This is a genomic window from [Flexibacter] sp. ATCC 35103, assembly GCF_001975985.1.
GTDB lineage: Bacteria > Bacteroidota > Bacteroidia > Flavobacteriales > Flavobacteriaceae > Flavobacterium.
Window position 1 is genome coordinate 51,736 of sequence record NZ_MTQF01000008.1, and the last position, 21,727, is coordinate 73,462.

At 34.1% G+C, this 21,727-nt stretch carries 17 protein-coding genes and 4 tRNA genes; 1 reads left to right on the forward strand and 20 read right to left on the reverse strand.

The annotated features are described in order from the left end of the window. Positions 1–7: 7 nt before the first annotated feature. The 20 genes from lnt to BXU01_RS17630 all read right to left on the reverse strand — a co-directional run bounded on the left by lnt (position 8) and on the right by BXU01_RS17630 (position 19,964). Entirely contained in the window at positions 8–1,549 is a 1,542-nt protein-coding gene (gene lnt / locus BXU01_RS17535) for an apolipoprotein N-acyltransferase (RefSeq protein ID WP_083694382.1), read from the reverse strand. A gap of 651 nt (positions 1,550–2,200) precedes the next feature. Then, complete coding sequence (locus BXU01_RS17540) at positions 2,201–2,512, reverse strand: DUF3467 domain-containing protein (RefSeq protein WP_055094614.1); 312 nt, start codon at positions 2,510–2,512, stop codon at positions 2,201–2,203. A gap of 10 nt (positions 2,513–2,522) precedes the next feature. Continuing rightward, a complete protein-coding gene (rpoC, locus tag BXU01_RS17545) occupies positions 2,523–6,833 on the reverse strand; it encodes a DNA-directed RNA polymerase subunit beta' (RefSeq protein ID WP_083694383.1) in 4,311 nt (1,436 codons plus the stop codon). Positions 6,834–7,103: 270 nt separating this feature from the next. After that, positions 7,104–10,916, reverse strand: coding sequence for a DNA-directed RNA polymerase subunit beta (rpoB, locus tag BXU01_RS17550; protein WP_083694384.1), 3,813 nt, complete (start codon positions 10,914–10,916; stop codon positions 7,104–7,106). Positions 10,917–11,180: 264 nt separating this feature from the next. After that, positions 11,181–11,552: a 50S ribosomal protein L7/L12 gene (gene rplL, locus BXU01_RS17555; protein ID WP_007807437.1), complete on the reverse strand. Its 372-nt coding sequence runs from the start codon at positions 11,550–11,552 to the stop codon at positions 11,181–11,183. Positions 11,553–11,643: 91 nt separating this feature from the next. Next, positions 11,644–12,147 carry a 50S ribosomal protein L10 gene (rplJ, locus tag BXU01_RS17560; protein WP_026985794.1) on the reverse strand — a complete coding sequence of 168 codons (504 nt, stop codon included), beginning with the start codon at positions 12,145–12,147 and terminating at the stop codon, positions 11,644–11,646. Positions 12,148–12,169: 22 nt separating this feature from the next. Beyond that, entirely contained in the window at positions 12,170–12,859 is a 690-nt protein-coding gene (gene rplA, locus BXU01_RS17565; RefSeq protein WP_055094620.1) for a 50S ribosomal protein L1, read from the reverse strand. A 13-nt stretch (positions 12,860–12,872) separates the two neighbouring features. Further along, positions 12,873–13,310: a 50S ribosomal protein L11 gene (gene rplK, locus BXU01_RS17570; RefSeq protein WP_007807442.1), complete on the reverse strand. Its 438-nt coding sequence runs from the start codon at positions 13,308–13,310 to the stop codon at positions 12,873–12,875. Between the two features lie 67 nt (positions 13,311–13,377). Further along, the gene (gene nusG / locus BXU01_RS17575) at positions 13,378–13,929 is read right to left on the reverse strand and encodes a transcription termination/antitermination protein NusG (RefSeq protein ID WP_029273444.1); all 552 of its coding nucleotides are present in this window, start codon (positions 13,927–13,929) and stop codon (positions 13,378–13,380) included. A 10-nt stretch (positions 13,930–13,939) separates the two neighbouring features. Next, positions 13,940–14,137: a preprotein translocase subunit SecE gene (gene secE / locus BXU01_RS17580; RefSeq protein WP_041517377.1), complete on the reverse strand. Its 198-nt coding sequence runs from the start codon at positions 14,135–14,137 to the stop codon at positions 13,940–13,942. 18 nt (positions 14,138–14,155) lie between these two features. Then, positions 14,156–14,226: transfer RNA gene (locus BXU01_RS17585), tRNA-Trp, on the reverse strand. Between the two features lie 56 nt (positions 14,227–14,282). Then, entirely contained in the window at positions 14,283–15,470 is a 1,188-nt protein-coding gene (tuf, locus tag BXU01_RS17590) for an elongation factor Tu (RefSeq protein ID WP_031456758.1), read from the reverse strand. Between the two features lie 54 nt (positions 15,471–15,524). Next, positions 15,525–15,596 (reverse strand) — tRNA-Thr (locus BXU01_RS17595). An 83-nt stretch (positions 15,597–15,679) separates the two neighbouring features. Beyond that, positions 15,680–15,760 (reverse strand) — tRNA-Tyr (locus tag BXU01_RS17600). 54 nt (positions 15,761–15,814) lie between these two features. Continuing rightward, positions 15,815–15,888, reverse strand: a tRNA-Thr gene (locus BXU01_RS17605). Positions 15,889–15,979: 91 nt separating this feature from the next. Further along, positions 15,980–16,282 (reverse strand): ribosome hibernation-promoting factor, HPF/YfiA family, encoded by a 303-nt coding sequence (gene hpf / locus BXU01_RS17610; protein ID WP_055095163.1) that lies wholly within the window; start codon positions 16,280–16,282, stop codon positions 15,980–15,982. A 37-nt stretch (positions 16,283–16,319) separates the two neighbouring features. Beyond that, the gene (locus BXU01_RS17615; protein WP_083694385.1) at positions 16,320–17,213 is read right to left on the reverse strand and encodes a tyrosine-type recombinase/integrase; all 894 of its coding nucleotides are present in this window, start codon (positions 17,211–17,213) and stop codon (positions 16,320–16,322) included. A 137-nt stretch (positions 17,214–17,350) separates the two neighbouring features. Then, entirely contained in the window at positions 17,351–17,545 is a 195-nt protein-coding gene (gene rpsU, locus BXU01_RS17620) for a 30S ribosomal protein S21 (protein ID WP_026985791.1), read from the reverse strand. 377 nt (positions 17,546–17,922) lie between these two features. Further along, positions 17,923–19,062, reverse strand: a complete 1,140-nt coding sequence (locus tag BXU01_RS17625; RefSeq protein ID WP_083694386.1) for an acyl-CoA dehydrogenase family protein — start codon at positions 19,060–19,062, stop codon at positions 17,923–17,925. Between the two features lie 14 nt (positions 19,063–19,076). Continuing rightward, positions 19,077–19,964: a helix-hairpin-helix domain-containing protein gene (locus tag BXU01_RS17630; protein ID WP_083694387.1), complete on the reverse strand. Its 888-nt coding sequence runs from the start codon at positions 19,962–19,964 to the stop codon at positions 19,077–19,079. A 274-nt stretch (positions 19,965–20,238) separates the two neighbouring features. On the opposite strand from BXU01_RS17630, the gene BXU01_RS17635 reads away from it, so the two are divergent. Further along, positions 20,239–21,690, forward strand: coding sequence for an amino acid permease (locus tag BXU01_RS17635; protein ID WP_083694388.1), 1,452 nt, complete (start codon positions 20,239–20,241; stop codon positions 21,688–21,690). Positions 21,691–21,727: the final 37 nt, after the last annotated feature.

Here is a 21,727-nt window from a genome sequence, read left to right on the forward strand (position 1 = left end):
TTATTTGTTATTTTTTTAATTCTTCATGTGTGTCTGCTCTTATAGTTTTAGGTTTTAAATATGTTAAATAAATGAATACAAAAATGATGAGAAGTATATTAAATAATAAAGGATACTTCGTAAATAATGATAAATTAGCGTTGGGATGAATAGACCCAAAAACCAATGTACTTCTTGTGTCTTTTTTTTCTGAAACAATTGTTCCATCACTATTTATAATAGCATTAATACCACAATTATTAGCAACAGCAATATCTTTACGGTTTTCTACTGCTTGTAATCGGGCGTAATAAAAATGAAGATCTGAAATGTAATTATCTTTAAACCAACCATCATTACTAAAATTAAATAAAAAATTAGCACCACTTCTTACTTGTTCTGAGCCACAATTTTCAGAAACAACTTCATTGCAGATTAAATTTCCAGCTTTCCCAAATTTCGTTTGAATTGGCACTTGATTCTTACCTCTTGACAAAACAAAACCTTCCTGACTCAAAAAAGGAATCAAAAAATTACCCAAAGGTTCCTCAATACCTTTTAGCAAAATTTGTTTGTTGTAAATTCCATTTACCTTGTTGTATTTATCAATATAAAAAACAGAATTAAAGAGTTTTTTATCCTCACTGTTTTCATTATTAATACCAATGACGTGAGTAATGTCCTTGGCGTTGCTTATTCTTACAATTTCTTTTAAAAGATCATCTTCACTAGAATAAGTCCAGGGCAATGCTGTCTCCGGCCAAATAATAAAATCAGGACCAAGTTTCGAAGCATCCTTGCATAATTGAAAATATTTGTTAGCAAAAGCATTTCCATTTTCACTATTCCATTTTATTTCAGGATTGGTGTTATCAGAGACGATGGCAATTTTAAATGATTTTCCAGCTGCTATTGGCGTGTAACTATAAAAACAAAGGCTTCCTATTACAAACATTAAGAATAAAACAGAGCCTGTATATATTAGATACAGTTGCTTTTTTTGCAAATAAAGTTCCGCTACAAAAAGATTTATTAAGACCGTTAAAAAACTTAATAAGGCTAAGCCACCAATACTAGTTAGCTGAATAAAATAAATATTTGTAACAAAAGGAAAACCTATTCTGAAATAATGCAAAGGAAAGTATTGCAATGCAAATGCTAAAACAGATTCTAAAACTGTCCATAATGCTGCTATACACAACCTATTTAAAAATAATGATTTGTTTGGTTTAGTATTTTTTATATAAATATTTGCAATGATCCAGGAAACTAAAGAAAAATAAAGTCCTAAAAAAATACTACTAATAAGATAAACAAAGCTTCCATAAATAAATCCATTTCCTGTATAATGATTAATTCCCTTTATCATCCAGAAGAACATGCCCAATCCAATTCCAAAACCAAAGAGAAAACCATTAAAGATTGATCGTTTTTTTGAGCTTTCATTTAGTAAAACAAATAAAGGAACAATGCTAAAACAAACGACTAAAATCGAAAGATGAGTATTGGCAAAATTAAGCGCCAATCCAGAAAACAATAATAGAATAGAAAACTTTAAGTTTTTTCCCATTTATAATAATTATTGAAAAATAAAAACAAATATTAACACATTTAACAAAGTAAATATAACCTATTAACATCTAAATACATAAGTTCATAACTTGTCATCAAAAAAAGATATGTAGGATAAAATCACCTTTTTAGATGCCTGAATATAATGTTAACCAAATCATCTATGCAATTAATAACATCTATTAAACTAATACACAATCAATTAAAAACTAAAATTCCCAATTAAGAATTTTAAAATATGACTTTGTTATTCTATAATAATAAAATTAAATTTTTGAAAAAAATCATATTTTTTTAAAGATGTAAAATAAGTTTTACAAAGAAAAAATAAATTCTATCACTAAATAATTTTAAAAATAATACACAGCAAATCGATAAATTCTAATGTTTTTTAAATGCTATAAAAAAAGCGCTAACTTCGATATTAGCGCTTTTTTTTAATTTGAATTAACCAACCTTGTAAGTTATTTTATTCCAAAAATCTCTCCTTTATATTAGGAGATACCAATATTAGAATAATAAATCGCAAACGAGAAATATAGTCGATGAAAGTAAAACTAAATCAGTTGAAATACATTATTTAAAGGTCAATAAGAAAAATTCTCTTTAAAATAAAAAAGTCCCATTTAAAAAATGGGACTTTAATAATTTATGCTTGTCCTGTAGGACCAAAATTAAGCGGTATTGGTGCTTGTTCTGTCTCTTTGATTTCGCCATGAGCGGCTTCAAAACGATGAATATTTTCTCCAATTGCTTTTAATAATCTTTTAGCATGTTGTGGTGTCAAGACAATTCTTGACTTTACCTTGGCTTTAGGAATACCCGGCATAATGCTCACAAAATCTAAAACAAACTCTGATGATGAGTGGTTGATTATTGCAAGATTAGAATAAATTCCTTCTGCAATTGTTTCGTCTAGCTCAATATTAATTTGCTCTTGTTGTTGTTTCGGATTACTCATAGTTTCCTAATTAATAGATATATTCTTCTTTATTAGCCATCATTTCATTATAATCGTCTTTAGATCCTACGATAGTGTTATCATATTCTCTCATACCAGTTCCAGCAGGAATTCTGTGTCCAACGATTACATTTTCTTTCAATCCTTCTAAATCATCTACTTTACCAGCTACAGCAGCTTCGTTAAGTACTTTTGTTGTTTCCTGGAAGGAAGCAGCAGAGATGAATGATTTAGTTTGTAACGAAGCTCTTGTAATACCTTGTAAAACTGGCGTTGCAGTTGCAGTAATTACGTCTCTTGCTACAACAAGATTTTTATCATTTCGTTTCAACAATGAGTTTTCATCACGTAAATCACGAGGAGAAATAATCTGACCTGGTTTTAATACAGCAGAATCTCCTGAATCTTCAACTACTTTCATACCGTATAATTTATCATTTTGAACGATAAAGTCTTTAGTGTGAATTAATTGATCTTCTAAGAATAATGTATCTCCTGGATCCTGAACTCTTACTTTACGCATCATTTGACGAATAACTACCTCAAAGTGCTTGTCATTAATTTTTACCCCTTGTAAACGGTATACCTCTTGAATTTCATTTACCAAGTACTGTTGAACAGCAGCTGGTCCTTGAATTCTTAAGATGTCATCTGGTGTAATTGCACCGTCAGACAATGGCACTCCTGCTCTTACGAAGTCATTTTCCTGTACTAAGATTTGGCTTGAAAGTTTAACTAAATACTTTTTAATCTCACCAAATTTAGATTCGATAACAATTTCACGGTTACCTCTTTTGATTTTTCCAAAAGATACAACACCGTCAATTTCAGAAACAACCGCTGGGTTAGAAGGGTTACGAGCCTCAAGCAACTCAGTAATTCTTGGTAAACCTCCCGTGATATCGCCTGCTTTAGAAGAACGACGTGGGATTTTTACTAATACTTTACCTGCTTTAATTTTCTCTCCGTTCTCAACCATAAGGTGGGCTCCTACTGGTAAGTTATACGAACGAATTAATTCACCTTCTTTACCGTAAACCAATAAAGTTGGAATTAATTTTTTATTTCTTGCTTCAGAAATTACTTTTTCCTGGAATCCTGTTTGCTCATCGATTTCAACCATGAACGATTGTCCTTGCTCTAAATCCTCGTAAGCAATCTTACCAGTAAATTCAGAAACAATTACACCATTATATGGATCCCACTTACAGATCACAGATCCTTTAGTAACTACTTCACCATCCTTAACGAAAATACTAGATCCGTAAGGAATATTGTGTGTATTTAAGACAATTCCGGTTTTCTCATCAACTAATTTTAATTCAGTTGAACGTGATACTACGATATCTACCGCATTACCTTCATTATCTTCACCTTTTACAGTTTTTAAATCTTCAATCTCAAGTCTACCGTTGAATCTTGTAACAATACTAGATTCTTCAGAAATACCTCCTGCAACCCCTCCAACGTGGAACGTACGAAGTGTTAACTGTGTACCTGGCTCTCCAATAGACTGAGCTGCAATAACTCCTACTGCTTCACCTCTTTGTGTCATCTTACCAGTAGCTAAGTTTCTACCGTAACATTTAGCACAAATACCTTTTAAAGCCTCACAAGTTAATGGAGATCTAACTTCTACTCTTTCAATCGGAGAAGCTTCAATAACTCTCATGATTGCTTCAGTAATTTGATGACCTGATTGAACTAATACTTCATTAGTAAGAGGATTAATAACATCTTGCAATGCAACACGTCCTAAAATTCTTTCTCCTAAAGATTCAACAATTTCCTCATTTTTCTTCAAAGCAGAAACTTCAACACCTCTAAGAGTACCACAATCTTCGATGTTTACAATAACATCTTGTGATACGTCATGAAGTCTTCTTGTTAAGTATCCGGCATCGGCAGTTTTAAGAGCCGTATCCGCAAGTCCTTTACGAGCACCGTGAGTAGAAATAAAGTACTCAAGGATCGAAAGTCCTTCCTTAAAGTTAGAAAGAATCGGGTTTTCAATAATCTCACCACCACCGGCAGTAGATTTTTTAGGCTTAGCCATCAAACCACGCATACCTGTTAACTGACGAATCTGTTCCTTAGAACCCCTCGCCCCAGAGTCAAGCATCATATATACAGAGTTGAAACCTTGTTGGTCTTCTCTAATATTTTTCATTGCTAATTCTGTTAACTGAGCATTTGCTGAAGTCCATACGTCAATAACTTGATTGTAACGCTCGTTATTGGTAATAAGACCCATGTTATAATTCACAGAAATACCTTCAACTTGCTCTCTGGCATCTGCAATTAATTTTGTTTTTTGTTCTGGAATTCTAATATCACCAAGAGAGAATGACAAACCTCCTCTAAATGCGAATTTATACCCCATGTCTTTCATATTGTCCAAGAAAGCAGCAGTAGTAGGTACATTAGTCACACTCAAAATGTGTCCAATAATATCTCTAAGGTTTTTCTTAGTCAATACATCATTGATATATCCGGCTGCTTCAGGTACTACTTCGTTAAATAATACACGACCTGCAGTTGTTTGGATAATTTTGTACACTAATTCTCCAGCTTCATTAAAATCTTTTGCTCTAATTTTCACACGAGCATTCAATTCTAATCTTCCTTCGTTTAATGCAATATTTACTTCTTCAGCAGAATAGAAAGTTAAGTCTTGACCTAAAATTATGTGTTCTGGCGTAGAGATACGTTCTTTGGTCATATAATATAGACCCAAGACCATATCCTGAGAAGGTACAGTAATTGGAGCACCATTTGCAGGGTTCAAGATATTGTGAGAAGCCAACATTAATAATTGTGCCTCTAAAATAGCCTCTGGTCCTAATGGCAAGTGAACTGCCATCTGATCCCCATCAAAATCGGCGTTGAAAGCCGTACATACTAATGGGTGCAATTGGATCGCTTTTCCTTCAATTAATTTTGGCTGGAAAGCTTGAATACCAAGTCTGTGTAACGTAGGAGCACGGTTAAGTAATACTGGGTGACCTTTAATTACATTTTCAAGGATATCCCAAACTACAGGCTCTTTTTTGTCTATGATTTTCTTAGCAGATTTTACTGTTTTAACAATACCTCTTTCGATCAATTTACGGATAACAAAAGGTTTGTATAACTCAGATGCCATATCTTTTGGCAATCCACATTCAAATAATTTTAATTCAGGACCAACAACAATTACCGAACGAGCAGAATAATCCACACGTTTTCCAAGTAAGTTTTGACGGAAACGTCCTTGCTTACCTTTTAAGGAATCAGATAATGATTTTAATGGTCTGTTTGATTCTGTCTTAACAGCAGAAGCTTTACGCGTGTTGTCAAACAATGAATCTACAGATTCCTGTAACATACGTTTTTCGTTTCTTAAGATAACTTCTGGAGCTTTAATCTCCATTAATCTTTTCAAACGGTTGTTACGGATAATTACACGACGGTATAAGTCATTTAAATCTGAAGTTGCAAAACGACCTCCATCAAGTGGCACAAGCGGACGTAATTCTGGTGGAATAACAGGAACCACTTTCATAATCATCCACTCAGGACGGTTTTCGCGGTTTAAGTTAGACTCACGGAAAGACTCAACAACTTGTAATCTTTTTAAAGCTTCAGTTTTTCGTTGTTTAGATGTTTCGTTATTAGCACTGTGTCTCAATTGGTAAGACAACTCATCTAAGTCGATACGAGCTAATAAATCCATAATACACTCTGCTCCCATTTTGGCAACAAATTTATTAGGATCCATATCATCTAAATATTGATTTTCCTGCGGAAGAGTATCTAAAATATTTAAATATTCTTCTTCAGTTAAGAAATCTAATCTTTGTAATGATTCTCCATCTGCATTTTTAGCAATACCAGCTTGAATTACTACATATCTTTCGTAGTAAATAATCATATCTAATTTCTTAGATGGAAGACCAAGGATATAACCAATTTTGTTTGGAAGAGAACGGAAGTACCAGATATGAGCAATTGGCACAACAAGGTTGATGTGTCCTACTCTGTCACGACGTACTTTTTTCTCAGTAACTTCAACACCACAACGGTCGCAAATGATACCTTTGTAACGAATTCTTTTATATTTACCACAAGCACACTCAAAATCCTTAACAGGTCCGAAGATTCTTTCACAGAAAAGTCCGTCACGTTCTGGTTTGTGAGTTCTGTAGTTGATAGTTTCTGGTTTCAAAACCTCTCCTCTTGATTCTTTCAAGATAGATTCAGGTGAAGCCAATCCAATTGAGATTTTATTAAATCTTTTAACTGGATTTTTATCCTTATTATTGTTTCTATTATTCATCATAGTTTTTACTATTGATTTATCTGCAATTAAAAATTGATTTTAACTTATAACCCATCTTATTAAAAAGACTAAATTATAAGTCGCTACCTCGGATTACTTCTCTAAACTTCAAACTAAATTTTGAAGTGCTAATTATAAAACTTTTCAGGTTTAAATAAAAAATCGGAACGGGTTACGGGTATAAATCCTAAAAACTTTTATTTTCATAAACAGCTTCAGTCTCAGCTTTCAGTGTGAACTGAATACTGAGACTGTAACTGAAAACTTTATTTATTCTTCTAAACGAATGTCAAGTCCAAGACCTTTCAATTCATGCATTAATACATTGAATGATTCTGGTAATCCTGGTTCTGGCATAGACTCTCCCTTAACGATAGCTTCGTAAGTTTTAGCTCTACCAATAACGTCATCCGATTTAACTGTTAAGATCTCACGTAGCGTACTTGATGCTCCATAAGCTTCAAGTGCCCAAACCTCCATCTCTCCAAAACGCTGACCTCCAAATTGAGCTTTACCTCCAAGTGGTTGTTGAGTAATCAACGAGTATGGACCAATAGAACGTGCGTGCATCTTATCATCAACCATGTGTCCTAATTTAAGCATGTAAATTACACCCACAGTTGCTGCTTGATGGAAACGCTCTCCAGTACCACCATCATAAAGGTGTGTATGTCCAAAACGTGGTACTCCAGCTTCATCAGTCAAGGCATTGATTTGATCTAAAGAAGCACCATCAAAAATTGGAGTAGCAAATTTTCTACCTAAATTTTGACCAGCCCATCCAAGAACAGTCTCATAAATCTGACCAATATTCATACGTGAAGGTACCCCAAGTGGATTCAATACGATATCAACCGGTGTTCCGTCTTCAAGGAAAGGCATATCTTCATGACGAACGATTCTTGCAACAATACCTTTGTTACCGTGACGTCCTGCCATTTTATCCCCTACTTTCAGTTTACGTTTTTTAGCGATATAAATTTTCGCTAATTTCAAGATTCCAGATGGTAATTCATCTCCAACTGTAATAGTGAATTTTTCTCTTCTTAAAGATCCTTGTAAGTCGTTCAGCTTAATTTTATAGTTATGAATTAAATCATTAACCATTTTATTAGTAGCGTCATCAGCAACCCATTGACCTTTGCTTAAGTGAGCAAAATCTTCTACTGCGTAAAGCATTTTTTGAGTATATTTTTTACCTTTTGGTAAAACTTCTTCACCCAAATCATTCATTACACCCTGAGATGTTTTTCCGTTAACGATAAGGAATAATTTCTCAACTAACCTGTCTTTTAATTCAACAAATTTAGTTTCGAATTCCATTTCTAAAGCGCCTAAAGCATCTTTATCCTGAGTACGTTTACGTTTATCTTTTACGGCTCTTGCAAATAATTTTTTATCAAGAACTACACCGTGTAAGGATGGAGACGCTTTTAATGAAGCATCTTTTACATCTCCTGCTTTATCCCCGAAGATTGCACGAAGCAATTTCTCTTCAGGAGTAGGATCTGATTCTCCTTTTGGTGTAATTTTTCCGATCAAAATGTCGCCAGGTTTAACCTCTGCTCCAATTCTGATCATACCGTTTTCATCTAAATCTTTAGTAGCTTCTTCAGAAACGTTAGGAATATCGTTTGTTAACTCTTCATTACCTAACTTAGTATCTCTAACCTCTAATGAATAATCATCAACGTGGATAGAAGTAAAAATATCATCACGAACTACTTTTTCAGAAATTACAATTGCATCCTCAAAGTTATACCCTTTCCATGGCATGAACGCAACTTTTAAGTTTCTACCTAAAGCTAATTCACCATTTTGAGTAGCATATCCTTCTGATAATACCTGACCAAGAATTACTCTGTCCCCTTTTCTTACGATTGGTTTCAGGTTAATACTTGTTCCCTGATTGGTTTTTCTAAATTTAATTAAGTTGTATGTTTTTTCATCAGCATCAAAACTTACCATTCTTTCTTCTTCAGTACGGTCGTATTTGATAGTAATGATGTTTGCATCAACATATTCTACAGTTCCATCTCCTTCAGCATTAATTAATACTCTGGAATCTGAAGCTACCTGACGCTCTAAACCTGTACCTACAATTGGTGCTTCCGGACGGATCAAAGGAACCGCCTGACGCATCATGTTAGATCCCATCAAGGCTCTATTCGCATCATCATGTTCCAGGAAAGGAATCAATGAAGCCGAAATCGAAGCAATCTGGTTAGGAGCAACGTCTGTATAATGTACTGCAGAAGGTTCAACAACCGGGAAGTCACCTTCCTCACGAGCAATAACATTAGTCGCCGTGATTTTACCAGTCTCATCCATTTCAATGTTTGCCTGAGCAATCATCTTTCCTTCTTCTTCTTCAGCACTTAAATAGATAGGAGTACTTTCTAAATCAACTACACCATCTGTTACTTTACGGTAAGGAGTTTCAATGAAACCCATTCCGTTAACTTTTGCATAAACACCAAGAGATGAAATCAAACCAATGTTTGGTCCCTCTGGAGTTTCAATCGGACATAAACGACCATAGTGTGTATAGTGAACGTCACGAACCTCAAATCCGGCTCTTTCTCTCGAAAGTCCACCAGGTCCAAGGGCAGAAAGTCTTCTTTTGTGTGTAATCTCAGCTAATGGATTCGTTTGATCCATAAATTGAGATAACTGGTTCGTACCAAAGAAAGAGTTGATAACCGATGATAATGTTTTAGCATTAATCAAATCGATTGGTGTAAACACCTCGTTATCTCTAACGTTCATTCTCTCACGAATAGTTCTCGCCATACGTGCTAAACCAACACCGAATTGTTGAGACAATTGTTCCCCAACTGTTCTAACACGACGGTTTGATAAGTGATCAATATCATCAATCTCTGCTTTAGAGTTGATCAATTCGATCAAATATTTTACAATGGTAATGATATCTTCTTTGGTAAGCACTTGCTTTTCCATTGGGATATCTAAACCAAGTTTTTTGTTCATTCTGTAACGACCAACTTCACCTAAGTTATAACGTTGATCAGAGAAGAACAATTTATCTATAATACCACGAGCAGTTTCTTCATCAGGCGGTTCTGCATTACGCAATTGTCTGTAGATATGCTCAACAGCTTCTTTTTCAGAGTTTGTTGGATCTTTTTGTAATGTATTGTGGATAATAGCATAATCTGCTTGATTATTATCCTCTTTATGTAACAAAATAGATTTAACGTTAGAATCAATGATTTCTTCAACATTATCTTTGTCGATAATAGTGTCACGATCAAGGATAATTTCGTTACGTTCGATAGAAACTACCTCACCGGTATCTTCATCAACGAAATCCTCGTGCCAAGTGTTCAATACACGTGCAGCAAGTCTTCTTCCAATATATTTTTTAATACCTGTTTTAGAAACTTTAATTTCCTCAGCAAGGTCGAAAATTTCAAGGATATCCTTATCTCTTTCGAATCCAATAGCACGGAATAAAGTTGTAACCGGTAATTTTTTCTTTCTATCGATATAAGCATACATTACGCTGTTGATATCTGTAGAAAATTCTATCCAGGATCCTTTAAAAGGAATTACTCTGGCAGAATAAAGTTTTGTTCCATTTGCGTGGAATGATTGACCAAAGAAAACCCCAGGAGAACGGTGTAGTTGAGATACTACTACACGCTCAGCACCATTGATAACAAAAGTACCGCTTGGAGTCATATAAGGTATTGTTCCAAGATAAACATCTTGTACAATAGTTTCAAAATCTTCGTGTTCTGGATCTGTACAGTATAGTTTTAACCTGGCTTTTAAAGGCACACTATAAGTAAGACCTCTCTCTATACATTCTTGAATTGTATAACGTGGCGGATCTACAAAATAATCTAGGAACTCCAATACAAAGTTATTTCTTGTATCTGTAATTGGGAAGTTTTCCATGAAGGTGTTGTATAACCCTTCGTTGCCTCTTTCATCAGATTTAGTTTCTAATTGAAAAAAATCTTTAAAAGATTTAACCTGAACATCTAAGAAATCTGGATAGTCAGGAATATTTTTTGTAGAGGCAAAATTCAATCTTTCAGTCTGATTTGTTATCATCAATGGACAAAATTTTGATTAAAAAAAAGTAATTTTTTGTGTAAACACACACTGTTTAATCTATACTTTCTTATTATAATCAATACATCTTTAAAAATAAACCAGTAAAATTAGTTCAATTTTTTTTCTTCGTATTGATCAAAAACTTTTTCGTATTTTAAACTATTTGATAATAAAACTTGATATATTTTATTATACGAAAAATGGTTTAGGCCATTGAGCGTTCACTCAAGACCTAAACCTAGTTCTTAAAACTGAGTTGAATTATTTAAGCTCAACTACAGCTCCAGCTTCTTCTAATGATTTTTTAAGACCTTCCGCCTCTTCTTTAGAAACACCTTCTTTAACGTTACTTGGAGCACCGTCAACTACATCTTTAGCTTCTTTAAGACCTAAACCTGTAAGTTCTTTTACTAATTTTACAACTGCTAATTTAGAAGCTCCAGCTTCTTTTAATACAACTGTAAATTCAGTTTGTGCTTCTTCAGCAGCACCTTCTCCACCACCAGCAGCAACTACTACAGCTGCAGCAGCAGGCTCGATACCATACTCGTCTTTTAATATTGTTGCTAATTCGTTAACTTCTTTAACTGTTAAGTTAACTAATTGTTCTGCGAATTGTTTCAAATCTGCCATTTTTTCTATCGTTTAAAATGATTTGTAAAATATAATTTATTTATTGTGCGCTAATTAAGCTACAAGGAAATTCAATTCCTCGTACGAATTATTATGCTTCAGCTTCTTCTTCGCTACCAGCGAATTTGTTTTGTAAAGCAGAAATAATTCTTTGTGCTGGTGATTGCAATAATCCAATAAGTTCTCCAAGAAGTTCTTCTTTAGATTTGATAGTTGCTAATGCATCTAATTGATCATCTCCAATATAAATTTCAGAATTAATATAAGCTCCTTTTAATACAGGTTTAGCCGATTTTTTTCTAAAATCTTTAATTATTTTTCCAGGTGCATTTGCAACATCTGAAATAAATATAGCACTATTACCAGTCAATACTGAAGGTAAATCACCATAGTCATTAGCAGAAGCTTCCATTGCTTTTGCAAGCAAAGTATTTTTTACAACCTCTAATTTAATACCTGCTTTAAAGCAAGCTCTTCTCAAGTTTGAAGTTGTTTCTGCGTTTAATCCAGAAATATCAGATACATAAATAATATTTGTACCAGCTAACTGTGCAGTTAAATCTTCAATCGCGATTGATTTTTCTTCTCTAGTCATACTAAAAATTATTAACTACCAATTATACTGCTTTAGGGTCCAATGCAATTGCAGGACTCATAGTGCTTGTAAGGTGAATACCTTTAATGTAGGTACCTTTAGCAGCAGTTGGTTTAAGTTTGATTAATGTTTGAATAATTTCGTGTGCATTGTCATAAATTTGCTCAGCTCCAAAAGAAACTTTACCAATTCCTGCATGTACGATACCAGTTTTATCAACTTTAAAGTCAATTTTACCAGCTTTCACCTCTTGAACAGCTTTTGCAACATCCATAGTTACAGTACCTGTTTTAGGGTTTGGCATTAAACCTCTAGGTCCTAAAATACGACCTAATGGACCTAATTTACCCATAACAGCTGGCATAGTGATGATAACATCAACATCTGTCCAACCATCTTTAATTTTTTGTAAATAATCGTCAAGACCTACATAATCAGCTCCAGCTTCTTTAGCTTCCGCTTCTTTATCTGGAGTAACCAATGCTAATACTTTAACGTCTTTACCTGTTCCGTGAGGTAATGTAACTACACCTCTAACCATTTGATTCGCTTTTCTTGGATCTACACCCAAACGAACTGCGATATCAACAGACTCATCAAATTTTGCAGAAGCTATAACTTTAATTAATGCAGCTGCATCTTTTAAAGAGTATAGTTTGTTCTTTTCAATTTTTGAAGCAGCCTCTTTTTGCTTTTTTGTTAATTTTGCCATTTCTTTCTCTTAATTAAAAAGGAGCATCTCCTGATACAGTTATACCCATAGATCTAGCAGTTCCAGCGATCATGCTCATTGCAGATTCGATTGTGAATGCATTTAGATCTACCATTTTATCTTCAGCAATAGCTTTGATAACGTCCCAAGTAACACTTGCTACTTTTTTACGATTTGGTTCACCTGATCCAGACTTTAGCTTTGCAGCTTCCAATAATTGGACAGCAGCTGGAGGAGTCTTAACAACAAAATCAAATGATTTGTCTTTATACACAGTAATTTGTACTGGGCATATTTTGCCAGGTTTATCTTGTGTTCTAGCATTGAATTGCTTACAGAACTCCATGATATTAACCCCAGCAGCTCCTAAAGCAGGTCCAACCGGTGGCGACGGATTCGCAGCACCTCCCTTAACTTGTAGTTTAACTACCTTACTAATTTCTTTAGCCATTTTTTAAAAAATTTAACACCATAATCATTGGAAGCGATTACAGTGGTTATTATAGATGTAACAAAAATTATACTTTTTCAACTTGCATAAAACTCAATTCTAATGGAGTTTTTCTTCCGAAAATTTTCACCATTACCTCTAGTTTACGCTTTTCTTCATTGATTTTTTCAACTGTACCGTTAAATCCGTTAAAAGGACCATCGATCACTTTAACTGTTTCTCCTAAGTTGAAAGGAATAGCACGAGTATCTGTATTTACAGCCAACTCATCTACTTTACCTAACATTCTATTTACTTCAGAAAGTCTCAAAGGAACAGGTTCTCCACCTTTGATCTCACCTAAAAATCCAATTACACTAGTAATAGACTTAATAATATGAGGTATCTCACCAACTAAATTGGCTTCGATCATAACATATCCAGGGAAATAAACTTTATCCTTAGACATTTTCTTTCCTTCTTTTACAGTAACTACTTTTTCTGTAGGCACTAAAACTTGGGAAACATAATCACCCATACCTAATCTGGCAATCTCAGTTTCGATGTAAGCTTTGACTTTATTCTCTTGTCCGCTTACAGCTCTAACCACATACCATTTTTTCACATTATTATCTGCCATCACAAAAAAATTATCCTTTTAACCAGTTAAAAAATCCAGCTAAAGCTTTTGCAAAAAATTCGTCTACTCCCCATGTTGCCAAGGCGAATAAAACCGAAAATACAGCCACAACAATTGTCAATTTTTGAACCTCAGCCCAAGCAGGCCAAGTAACATTTGACTTTAACTCTTCGAAAGCCTCTGATAAATAATTCGTAACTTTTGTCATTTGATATATTTTTTATTGCACGGGCGGAGGGATTCGAACCCCCATCAACGGTTTTGGAGACCGCTATTCTACCCTTGAACTACGCCCGTAATTAAAGCCAGTGATATCAGTTAAGAATCAACTGGCTTTTATAATTTTTATAGGATTATCCTACGATTTCAGTTACCTGACCTGCACCTACAGTTCTACCACCTTCACGGATAGCAAAACGTAAACCTACGCTCATTGCGATTGGGCTTAATAAAGCAACATTGATAGTCAAGTTATCTCCTGGCATTACCATCTCTACTCCTTCTGGTAAAGTAATAACTCCTGTTACGTCAGTTGTACGTACGTAGAACTGTGGACGGTAGTTATTATGGAACGGAGTATGACGTCCACCTTCTTCTTTTTTCAAGATATAAACCTCAGCTTTGAAAGTAGCGTGTGGTTTTACTGATCCTGGCTTAATGATAACCATTCCTCTTTTGATAGATTCTTTATCAATACCTCTTAACAATAAACCTACGTTATCTCCAGCTTCACCTCTATCAAGGATTTTACGGAACATCTCAACTCCTGTAATAGTAGAAGTTAATTTATCAGCTCCCATACCAATGATTTCAACTGGATCTCCTGTATTAGCAATACCTGTTTCGATACGACCTGTAGCAACAGTTCCACGACCAGTAATTGTAAATACATCTTCAACCGGCATCAAGAATGGTTTAGCTACGTCACGCACTGGCTCTTCGATCCAAGCATCAACAGCTTCCATTAATTCAATGATTTTTGGTACCCAAGCAGGATCATTATTCAATCCTCCTAAAGCAGAACCTTGAACTACAGGACCATTATCTCCATCATATTCGTAGAAAGATAATAAATCTCTGATTTCCATCTCAACAAGCTCTAACAATTCAGCATCATCAACCATATCCACTTTGTTCATGAAAACAACGATTCTTGGAATACCTACCTGACGACCTAAAAGGATGTGCTCACGAGTTTGTGGCATTGGACCATCTGTAGCAGCAACTACTAAGATAGCTCCGTCCATTTGAGCTGCTCCAGTAACCATGTTCTTTACGTAATCCGCGTGACCTGGACAGTCAACGTGAGCGTAGTGACGGTTAGCTGTTTCATACTCTACGTGTGATGTATTAATAGTAATACCTCTTTCTTTCTCCTCTGGAGCGTTATCGATTTGATCAAACGATTTTGCTTGACAGTAACCAGCATCAGACAATACTTTTGTAATTGCTGCAGTTAATGTAGTTTTTCCGTGATCCACGTGTCCAATTGTACCTATGTTTAAGTGCGGTTTGGAACGATTAAAATTCTCCTTTGCCATTTTACTTAATTTTTAATCTTAGTTATATATTAATTTCAATTTCCTACTTACTTGAGCCAATGTCGGGAATTGAACCCGAGACCTCTTCCTTACCAAGGAAGCACTCTACCCCTGAGCTACACCGGCAGAATCCTTGATTTAAGAGTCTAATTCAGCATTTTGTTTTATTTATCCAAAATCCGAAAAACATAATCTAAAAATTCGTTTTGTGGGGAGAGCAGGATTCGAACCTGCGAAGTTCACACAGCAGATTTACAGTCTGCCCTCGTTGGCCGCTTGAGTATCTCCCCTTTTTTTATCAATAATTGCATGAACAAATTTCAAATCGCATTTGAAATATTTTGAGCCGGCGGAGGGACTCGAACCCACGACCTGCTGATTACAAATCAGCTGCTCTAGCCAACTGAGCTACGCTGGCAATATCAATAAAAAAGTCCGCTATTTCTAACGGACTGCAAATGTAGCTATTTTATCTTTGAATCAAAACATTTTTTTAAAAAAATTTTCAATTATATGTGTGCTCTTATTTTTTCTTTCCTTTTTACTAATACACGTTCTAAAGATTCTGCCGAAAGTTCGACTGCCTCTTCAAATGTCTTGCATTGCTTTTTAACCAAAAACTCATCTCCAGGAACATTAATCTTAATCTCTACTGCCTTATTCTCCTTATCACTGGTTCGTTCGACTTTTAAAAAAATGTCAGCCGAAACAACTCGATCGTAATATTTTTCTAATTTATCCATTCTTTCCTGAATAAAATCCACCAACTTTCTGTCAACAGTAAAGTTAACTGCATGAACATCTACCTTCATAATACAAATTTTAGGGTTAATAAACATTTTAGAATCATTACTTATTCCTTGGATGCGCATCTCCATAAACTTTTTTAAGTTCTGCCAAACTATTATGAGTATAGACCTGCGTAGATGCCAAACTTGAATGTCCTAATAATTCTTTTACTGAATTTAAATCTGCTCCGTTATTTAATAAGTGAGTAGCAAAAGTATGCCGAAGCACATGCGGACTCTTTTTTACTTTTTCAGAGACTTTACTAAAGTATGAATTTATTAATCGATACACAAAAGATTCGCTCAATTTTAACCCTTTTTTCGAAATAAAAAAATAATCCTCGTCAACTATATTTTCAACAGAAGCCCTTTCCTGCAAATACAAATTAAACTGCCCAACAATTATTGGCAAAACAGGAATTATACGCTCTTTATTTCTCTTACCTAAAACTTTAATAACATTATTAGACAAATCAACATTATACTTCATCAGATGTATCAGCTCTGCCCTACGCATTCCGGTTGTATAAAAAAGATCCACAATAAGCTTATCTCTCACTCCTTCAAACCCATCAGGACTACCAACTTCACGCATGAGATCTGTTAATTCTTTTTCAGAAAATGGAATTTGAACAATTTTAGGTGTTTTTAATGCTTTATGCTTTAACATTGGACTCACCTCTATTTGCTTTGTCTTTAAGAGAAACCTGTAAAACGCTTTTAAGGAAGACATTTTTCGATTCACAGAAACATTAGAAATATCTTGATCAACAAGCGAAACAATCCAATTCCTAATCTGACTATAATTTACCTGCTCTATACTCTCCTGCTCAAAATGTTTTTTATTAAATACTTCAAAGCACAAGATGTCATTCAAATAAGCATTGACGGTATGTGGAGAATATTTTTTCTCTAATTGAAGATAATCACGAAACGCTTCTTTATTTGATTTCATAAAAATATATACTTTTTCATTTCACACAAACTTATATCCGACGACCAAAGAATATTACTTATCTCAAAATTAAGCATAAAAAAACCGTTAGTATCAAGATTTGATAACTAACGGTAATTATTTTTGAAAAGCTAATACTAACTCTCTAAACCATCTCTCATGTTTTGGATGTAAGCAGCTTTTTGAATTTGTGCTCTTTTGATAACAGAAGGCTTAATAAAAGCAGTACGTGCTCTTAATTGACGAACAGTTCCTGTTTTATCAAATTTTCTTTTATAGCGCTTTAATGCTCTATCGATATTTTCTCCGTCTTTAATTGGTATAATTAACATAATATTGACACCTCCTCTCGTTAAGGGTGCAAAAGTATATATTTATTATGAATTATGAGTTATGAATTGTGATTTTTTTTTGAGTATAGAAAAAAGAATATAGAAAACAGACTTTAAACCATCTTTAGCCTCACAAAACATTCATAACAAATTTAATTATTACTAATTTAAAAAAACTTACTAATTCACTAAGTTCTTACTACTGCTGAGCGCGTGAGGGATTGCAATGGAAATCCTTTTATGTTGTTTCTTTAAGAACATAAAAGATTGCAATGGAAAGCCCGACCCCCAAAAAGTAAAAAGCCACTCAACGTTTAGTGAATGGCTTTTTGTTTTTTTTAGGGCACGCCCAAATTATGATTCTACCCTATATTATATTACTTAAGTAAATTTCTTGAAATAACTAACTTTTGAATCTCAGTAGTTCCTTCACCTATCGTACATAGTTTTGAATCACGATAGAATTTCTCTACCGGAAAATCTTTAGTATAACCATAGCCCCCATGAACCTGAACGGCTTCGTTTGCAATTTTTACACAAGCTTCTGAAGCATACATTTTAGCCATCGCCCCAAGTGTTGTGACCGGTTTATGCTGTTGCTTTAAGAAAGCAGCTTTATGAAGTAACAATTCTGAAGCTTCGATTTCTGTTGCCATATCAGCTAGTTTAAACGAAATTCCCTGAAAACTACTAATAGGCTGCCCAAACTGATGTCTTTCTTTTGAGTATTTAAGAGCAGCTTCATAGGCTCCTTTTGCAATTCCTAATGACAAAGCTCCAATTGAAATACGGCCTCCATCAAGTATCTTCATAGCCTGAACAAATCCCTGACCTACTTCTCCTAACCTATTTGCATCAGGAACACGACAGCCGTCAAAAACTAACTCTGCGGTTTCACTGGCTCGCATTCCAAGTTTATTTTCTTTTTTTCCTGAAGTAAATCCTTTCATTCCTTTTTCAAAAACAAAAGCTGTCATTCCTTTAGAATCTCCTTTTTCTCCGGTACGCACAATTACCACAGCGATATCTCCAGAGATAGCATGTGTGATAAAATTCTTAGCTCCGTTTACAATCCATTCATCACCATCTTTTACTGCTGTTGTATTCATTCCGCCAGCATCAGATCCTGTATTATGTTCTGTTAATCCCCAAGCTCCAATATGTTCAGCGGTAGCAAGTTTAGGCAACCATTTTTTCTTTTGCTCTTCATTTCCAAAAGTAAGAATATGATTTGTACATAAAGAATTGTGAGCCGCAACAGAAAGACCAATTGAAGGATCTACTTTTGAAATTTCCTCAACAACCGTAATATACTCATGATACCCTAATCCTGATCCTCCGTATTCTTCAGGAACTAAAACTCCCATAAATCCCATTTCACCTAATTTTTTAAATAGGTCAATTGGAAAAATTTGAGCCTCGTCCCATTCCATGATGTTTGGTCTGATATTTTTTTCGGCGAAATCTTTTATAGATTGGGCAATCATTGACTGCGTTTCGTTATAATCAAAGTTCATTGTTTGCTAATTTTTTAGAACTCCAAATATAAACTAATTATTTTTGCTTTATCAACAGGAAAACCTTTAATTTTTGATAAATCCTCAATATTATTAATATTTCCATTCATACTTCTGTATGTTACGATTTGTTTTGCCAAGGTATATCTGAAATATGAAAATTGAGATAATTCTTTTAAAGAGGCTTCATTTATAGATATTTTTTTTAAATCTGCTGGTATTATTACCTTAAAATGGGTGTTTAATTCACTTATAACTTCAGGCGAAAGTCCCCAAACTTCATCCATTTGTTCCATAGAAACAAAACATCCTAAAATGGCTTTTTGTTTTAATATCCGTAAAGACAAAGCTTCACCAATACCATATATTTTAACTAAATCTTCCTGACTTGCCTGATTAATATCTAAAACTACAATTTTTTCTTTTTTGAGAAATGGTTTCTGAACAAACTCCTTTTTATTGGTTTTAAAATTTGATTTATCCTGAATCCAATCCGGAAATTTAAAAAGTGGCGAAATCACCTTTAATAATGAATCTGAGATTCTTGTTACATCCTGAAATTCTTTTGCAGAAGTTACATATTTATTCTCTTTTCTAAAAGCTAACAAACGATCAATCTCCAGAATAGACATTCCTAATTTATATCCTTTATAATCTGAAATAAAATTAGGGTTAAAGAGATACACTTTAGGTTTTTCTTTTGATTTAGCTAGTTTCACAGCATCAATTTCAGATTGCAAAGACAACCATTGTTCTTTTTGAGGAAAAGATTTTTCAGGCAGACTAAAATCAATGAAAAAATAAATTGTCTGCAACACTATAATAATAGCAAAAAGTAAAAAAATTCCTGTACGTTGATGATTTGTAAACTTCAAATCTTTTATTAATCCTTTAAAATTCATTTTTTATACCGTTTTGTATTTTTAATTAAACGCCTAAATTAAAGGAAAAAACATTAATTTAACAAGAATATTACTAAATAAAATATAAATTTAAAAATTACACATTTCACTATTAAAGCTTAATTAATTTAATGAATCTCAGGTTCTAAAGAATAATTACCACCTGTTTTATCATAAATTTTAATATTTTATAACTTAAAAAGAGATAATTGTTTTTATTTTTTACAAAAAACGATACATTTGGAGCTTAATAACAATAAACCAATATAATAGTATGTCAATTTGGAAAACTAAACCACTTTCGGTATTGCTTGACGAAGCATCCGAATCTGAAAAAGGCTTAAAAAGGACCCTGTCTTCACGCTCGCTTGTTGCGCTTGGAGTTGGAGCCATTATTGGAGCCGGATTATTCTCGTTAACAGGAATTGCTGCCGCAGAACACGCTGGTCCTGCAGTTACTCTTTCTTTTATTTTAGCAGCAGTTGGTTGTGCTTTTGCAGGACTATGTTATGCAGAATTCGCCTCTATGATTCCGGTTGCGGGTAGTGCATATACTTATTCTTATGCTACAATGGGAGAATTTATGGCTTGGATTATTGGTTGGGATTTAGTTTTAGAATATGCATTAGGAGCCGCAACTGTTGGTGTAAGTTGGTCCCGATACTTACTAGAATTACTAAATAAATACGGAATTCATCTCCCGCACGAATTTATATGTTCGCCCTGGGAAACTTTAAAACTAAGCGACGGAACTGTAATTGAAGGCGGTATTGTAAATTTACCGGCAATCTTCATTGTATCTATGTTATCATTATTATTGATAAGAGGAACAAAAGAATCTGCATCTTTAAATAACTTTTTAGTTGTTGTAAAAGTTGCTGTAGTTCTTGTTTTTATCGTATTGGGATGGAGTTTTATTGATCAATCAAACTATACACCTTATATCCCGGCTAACACCGGTGTTTTTGGTGAATTTGGATGGTCAGGAATTGCTGCTGGTGCCGGAACTGTATTCTTTGCCTTTATTGGTTTTGATGCTGTATCTACAGCTGCACAAGAAGCTAAAAACCCTCAAAAAGGAATGCCAATTGGTATTTTAGGATCGCTTATTATATGTACCTTATTATATGTGTTTTTTGCTCACGTAATGACAGGTCTTGTTAATTATAAAGAATTTGCTGGTGATGCTAAACCTGCTGCAACTGCTTTTGCAAAAACAGGTTACGACTTTTTACAAACTGGTTTAATTGTAGCTATTTTAGCGGGTTATACTTCTGTAATATTAGTAATGCTTTTGGGTCAAAGCCGTGTATTTTATACCATGAGTAAAGATGGTTTACTACCTCCATTCTTCAGTTCTATTCACTCTAAATTTCGTACTCCGTGGAAAACTAACCTTTTCTTCTTAGTATTTGTAAGTTTATTTGCTGGATTAGTTCCGGTAAGTGATTTAGGACACATGGTAAGCATTGGAACATTATTAGCCTTTGTACTTGTTTGTATTGGTGTAATGGTTATGCGTAAGAGAATGCCAGATGCTCCAAGATCTTTCAGAACTCCTTTAGTACCATTTGTACCTATTGCCGGTATTGTAATTTGCTTGGCTTTAATGTATTCATTACCTAACGAAAGCTGGATAAGACTTATAGTTTGGATGGCATTAGGAATAGCAATCTATTTTCTTTACGGTAAGAAAAACAGTAAATTAAATAATCCCGGGAAATAATTTTTCTAAGAGATATTAAATAAAAAAAGGATCATAG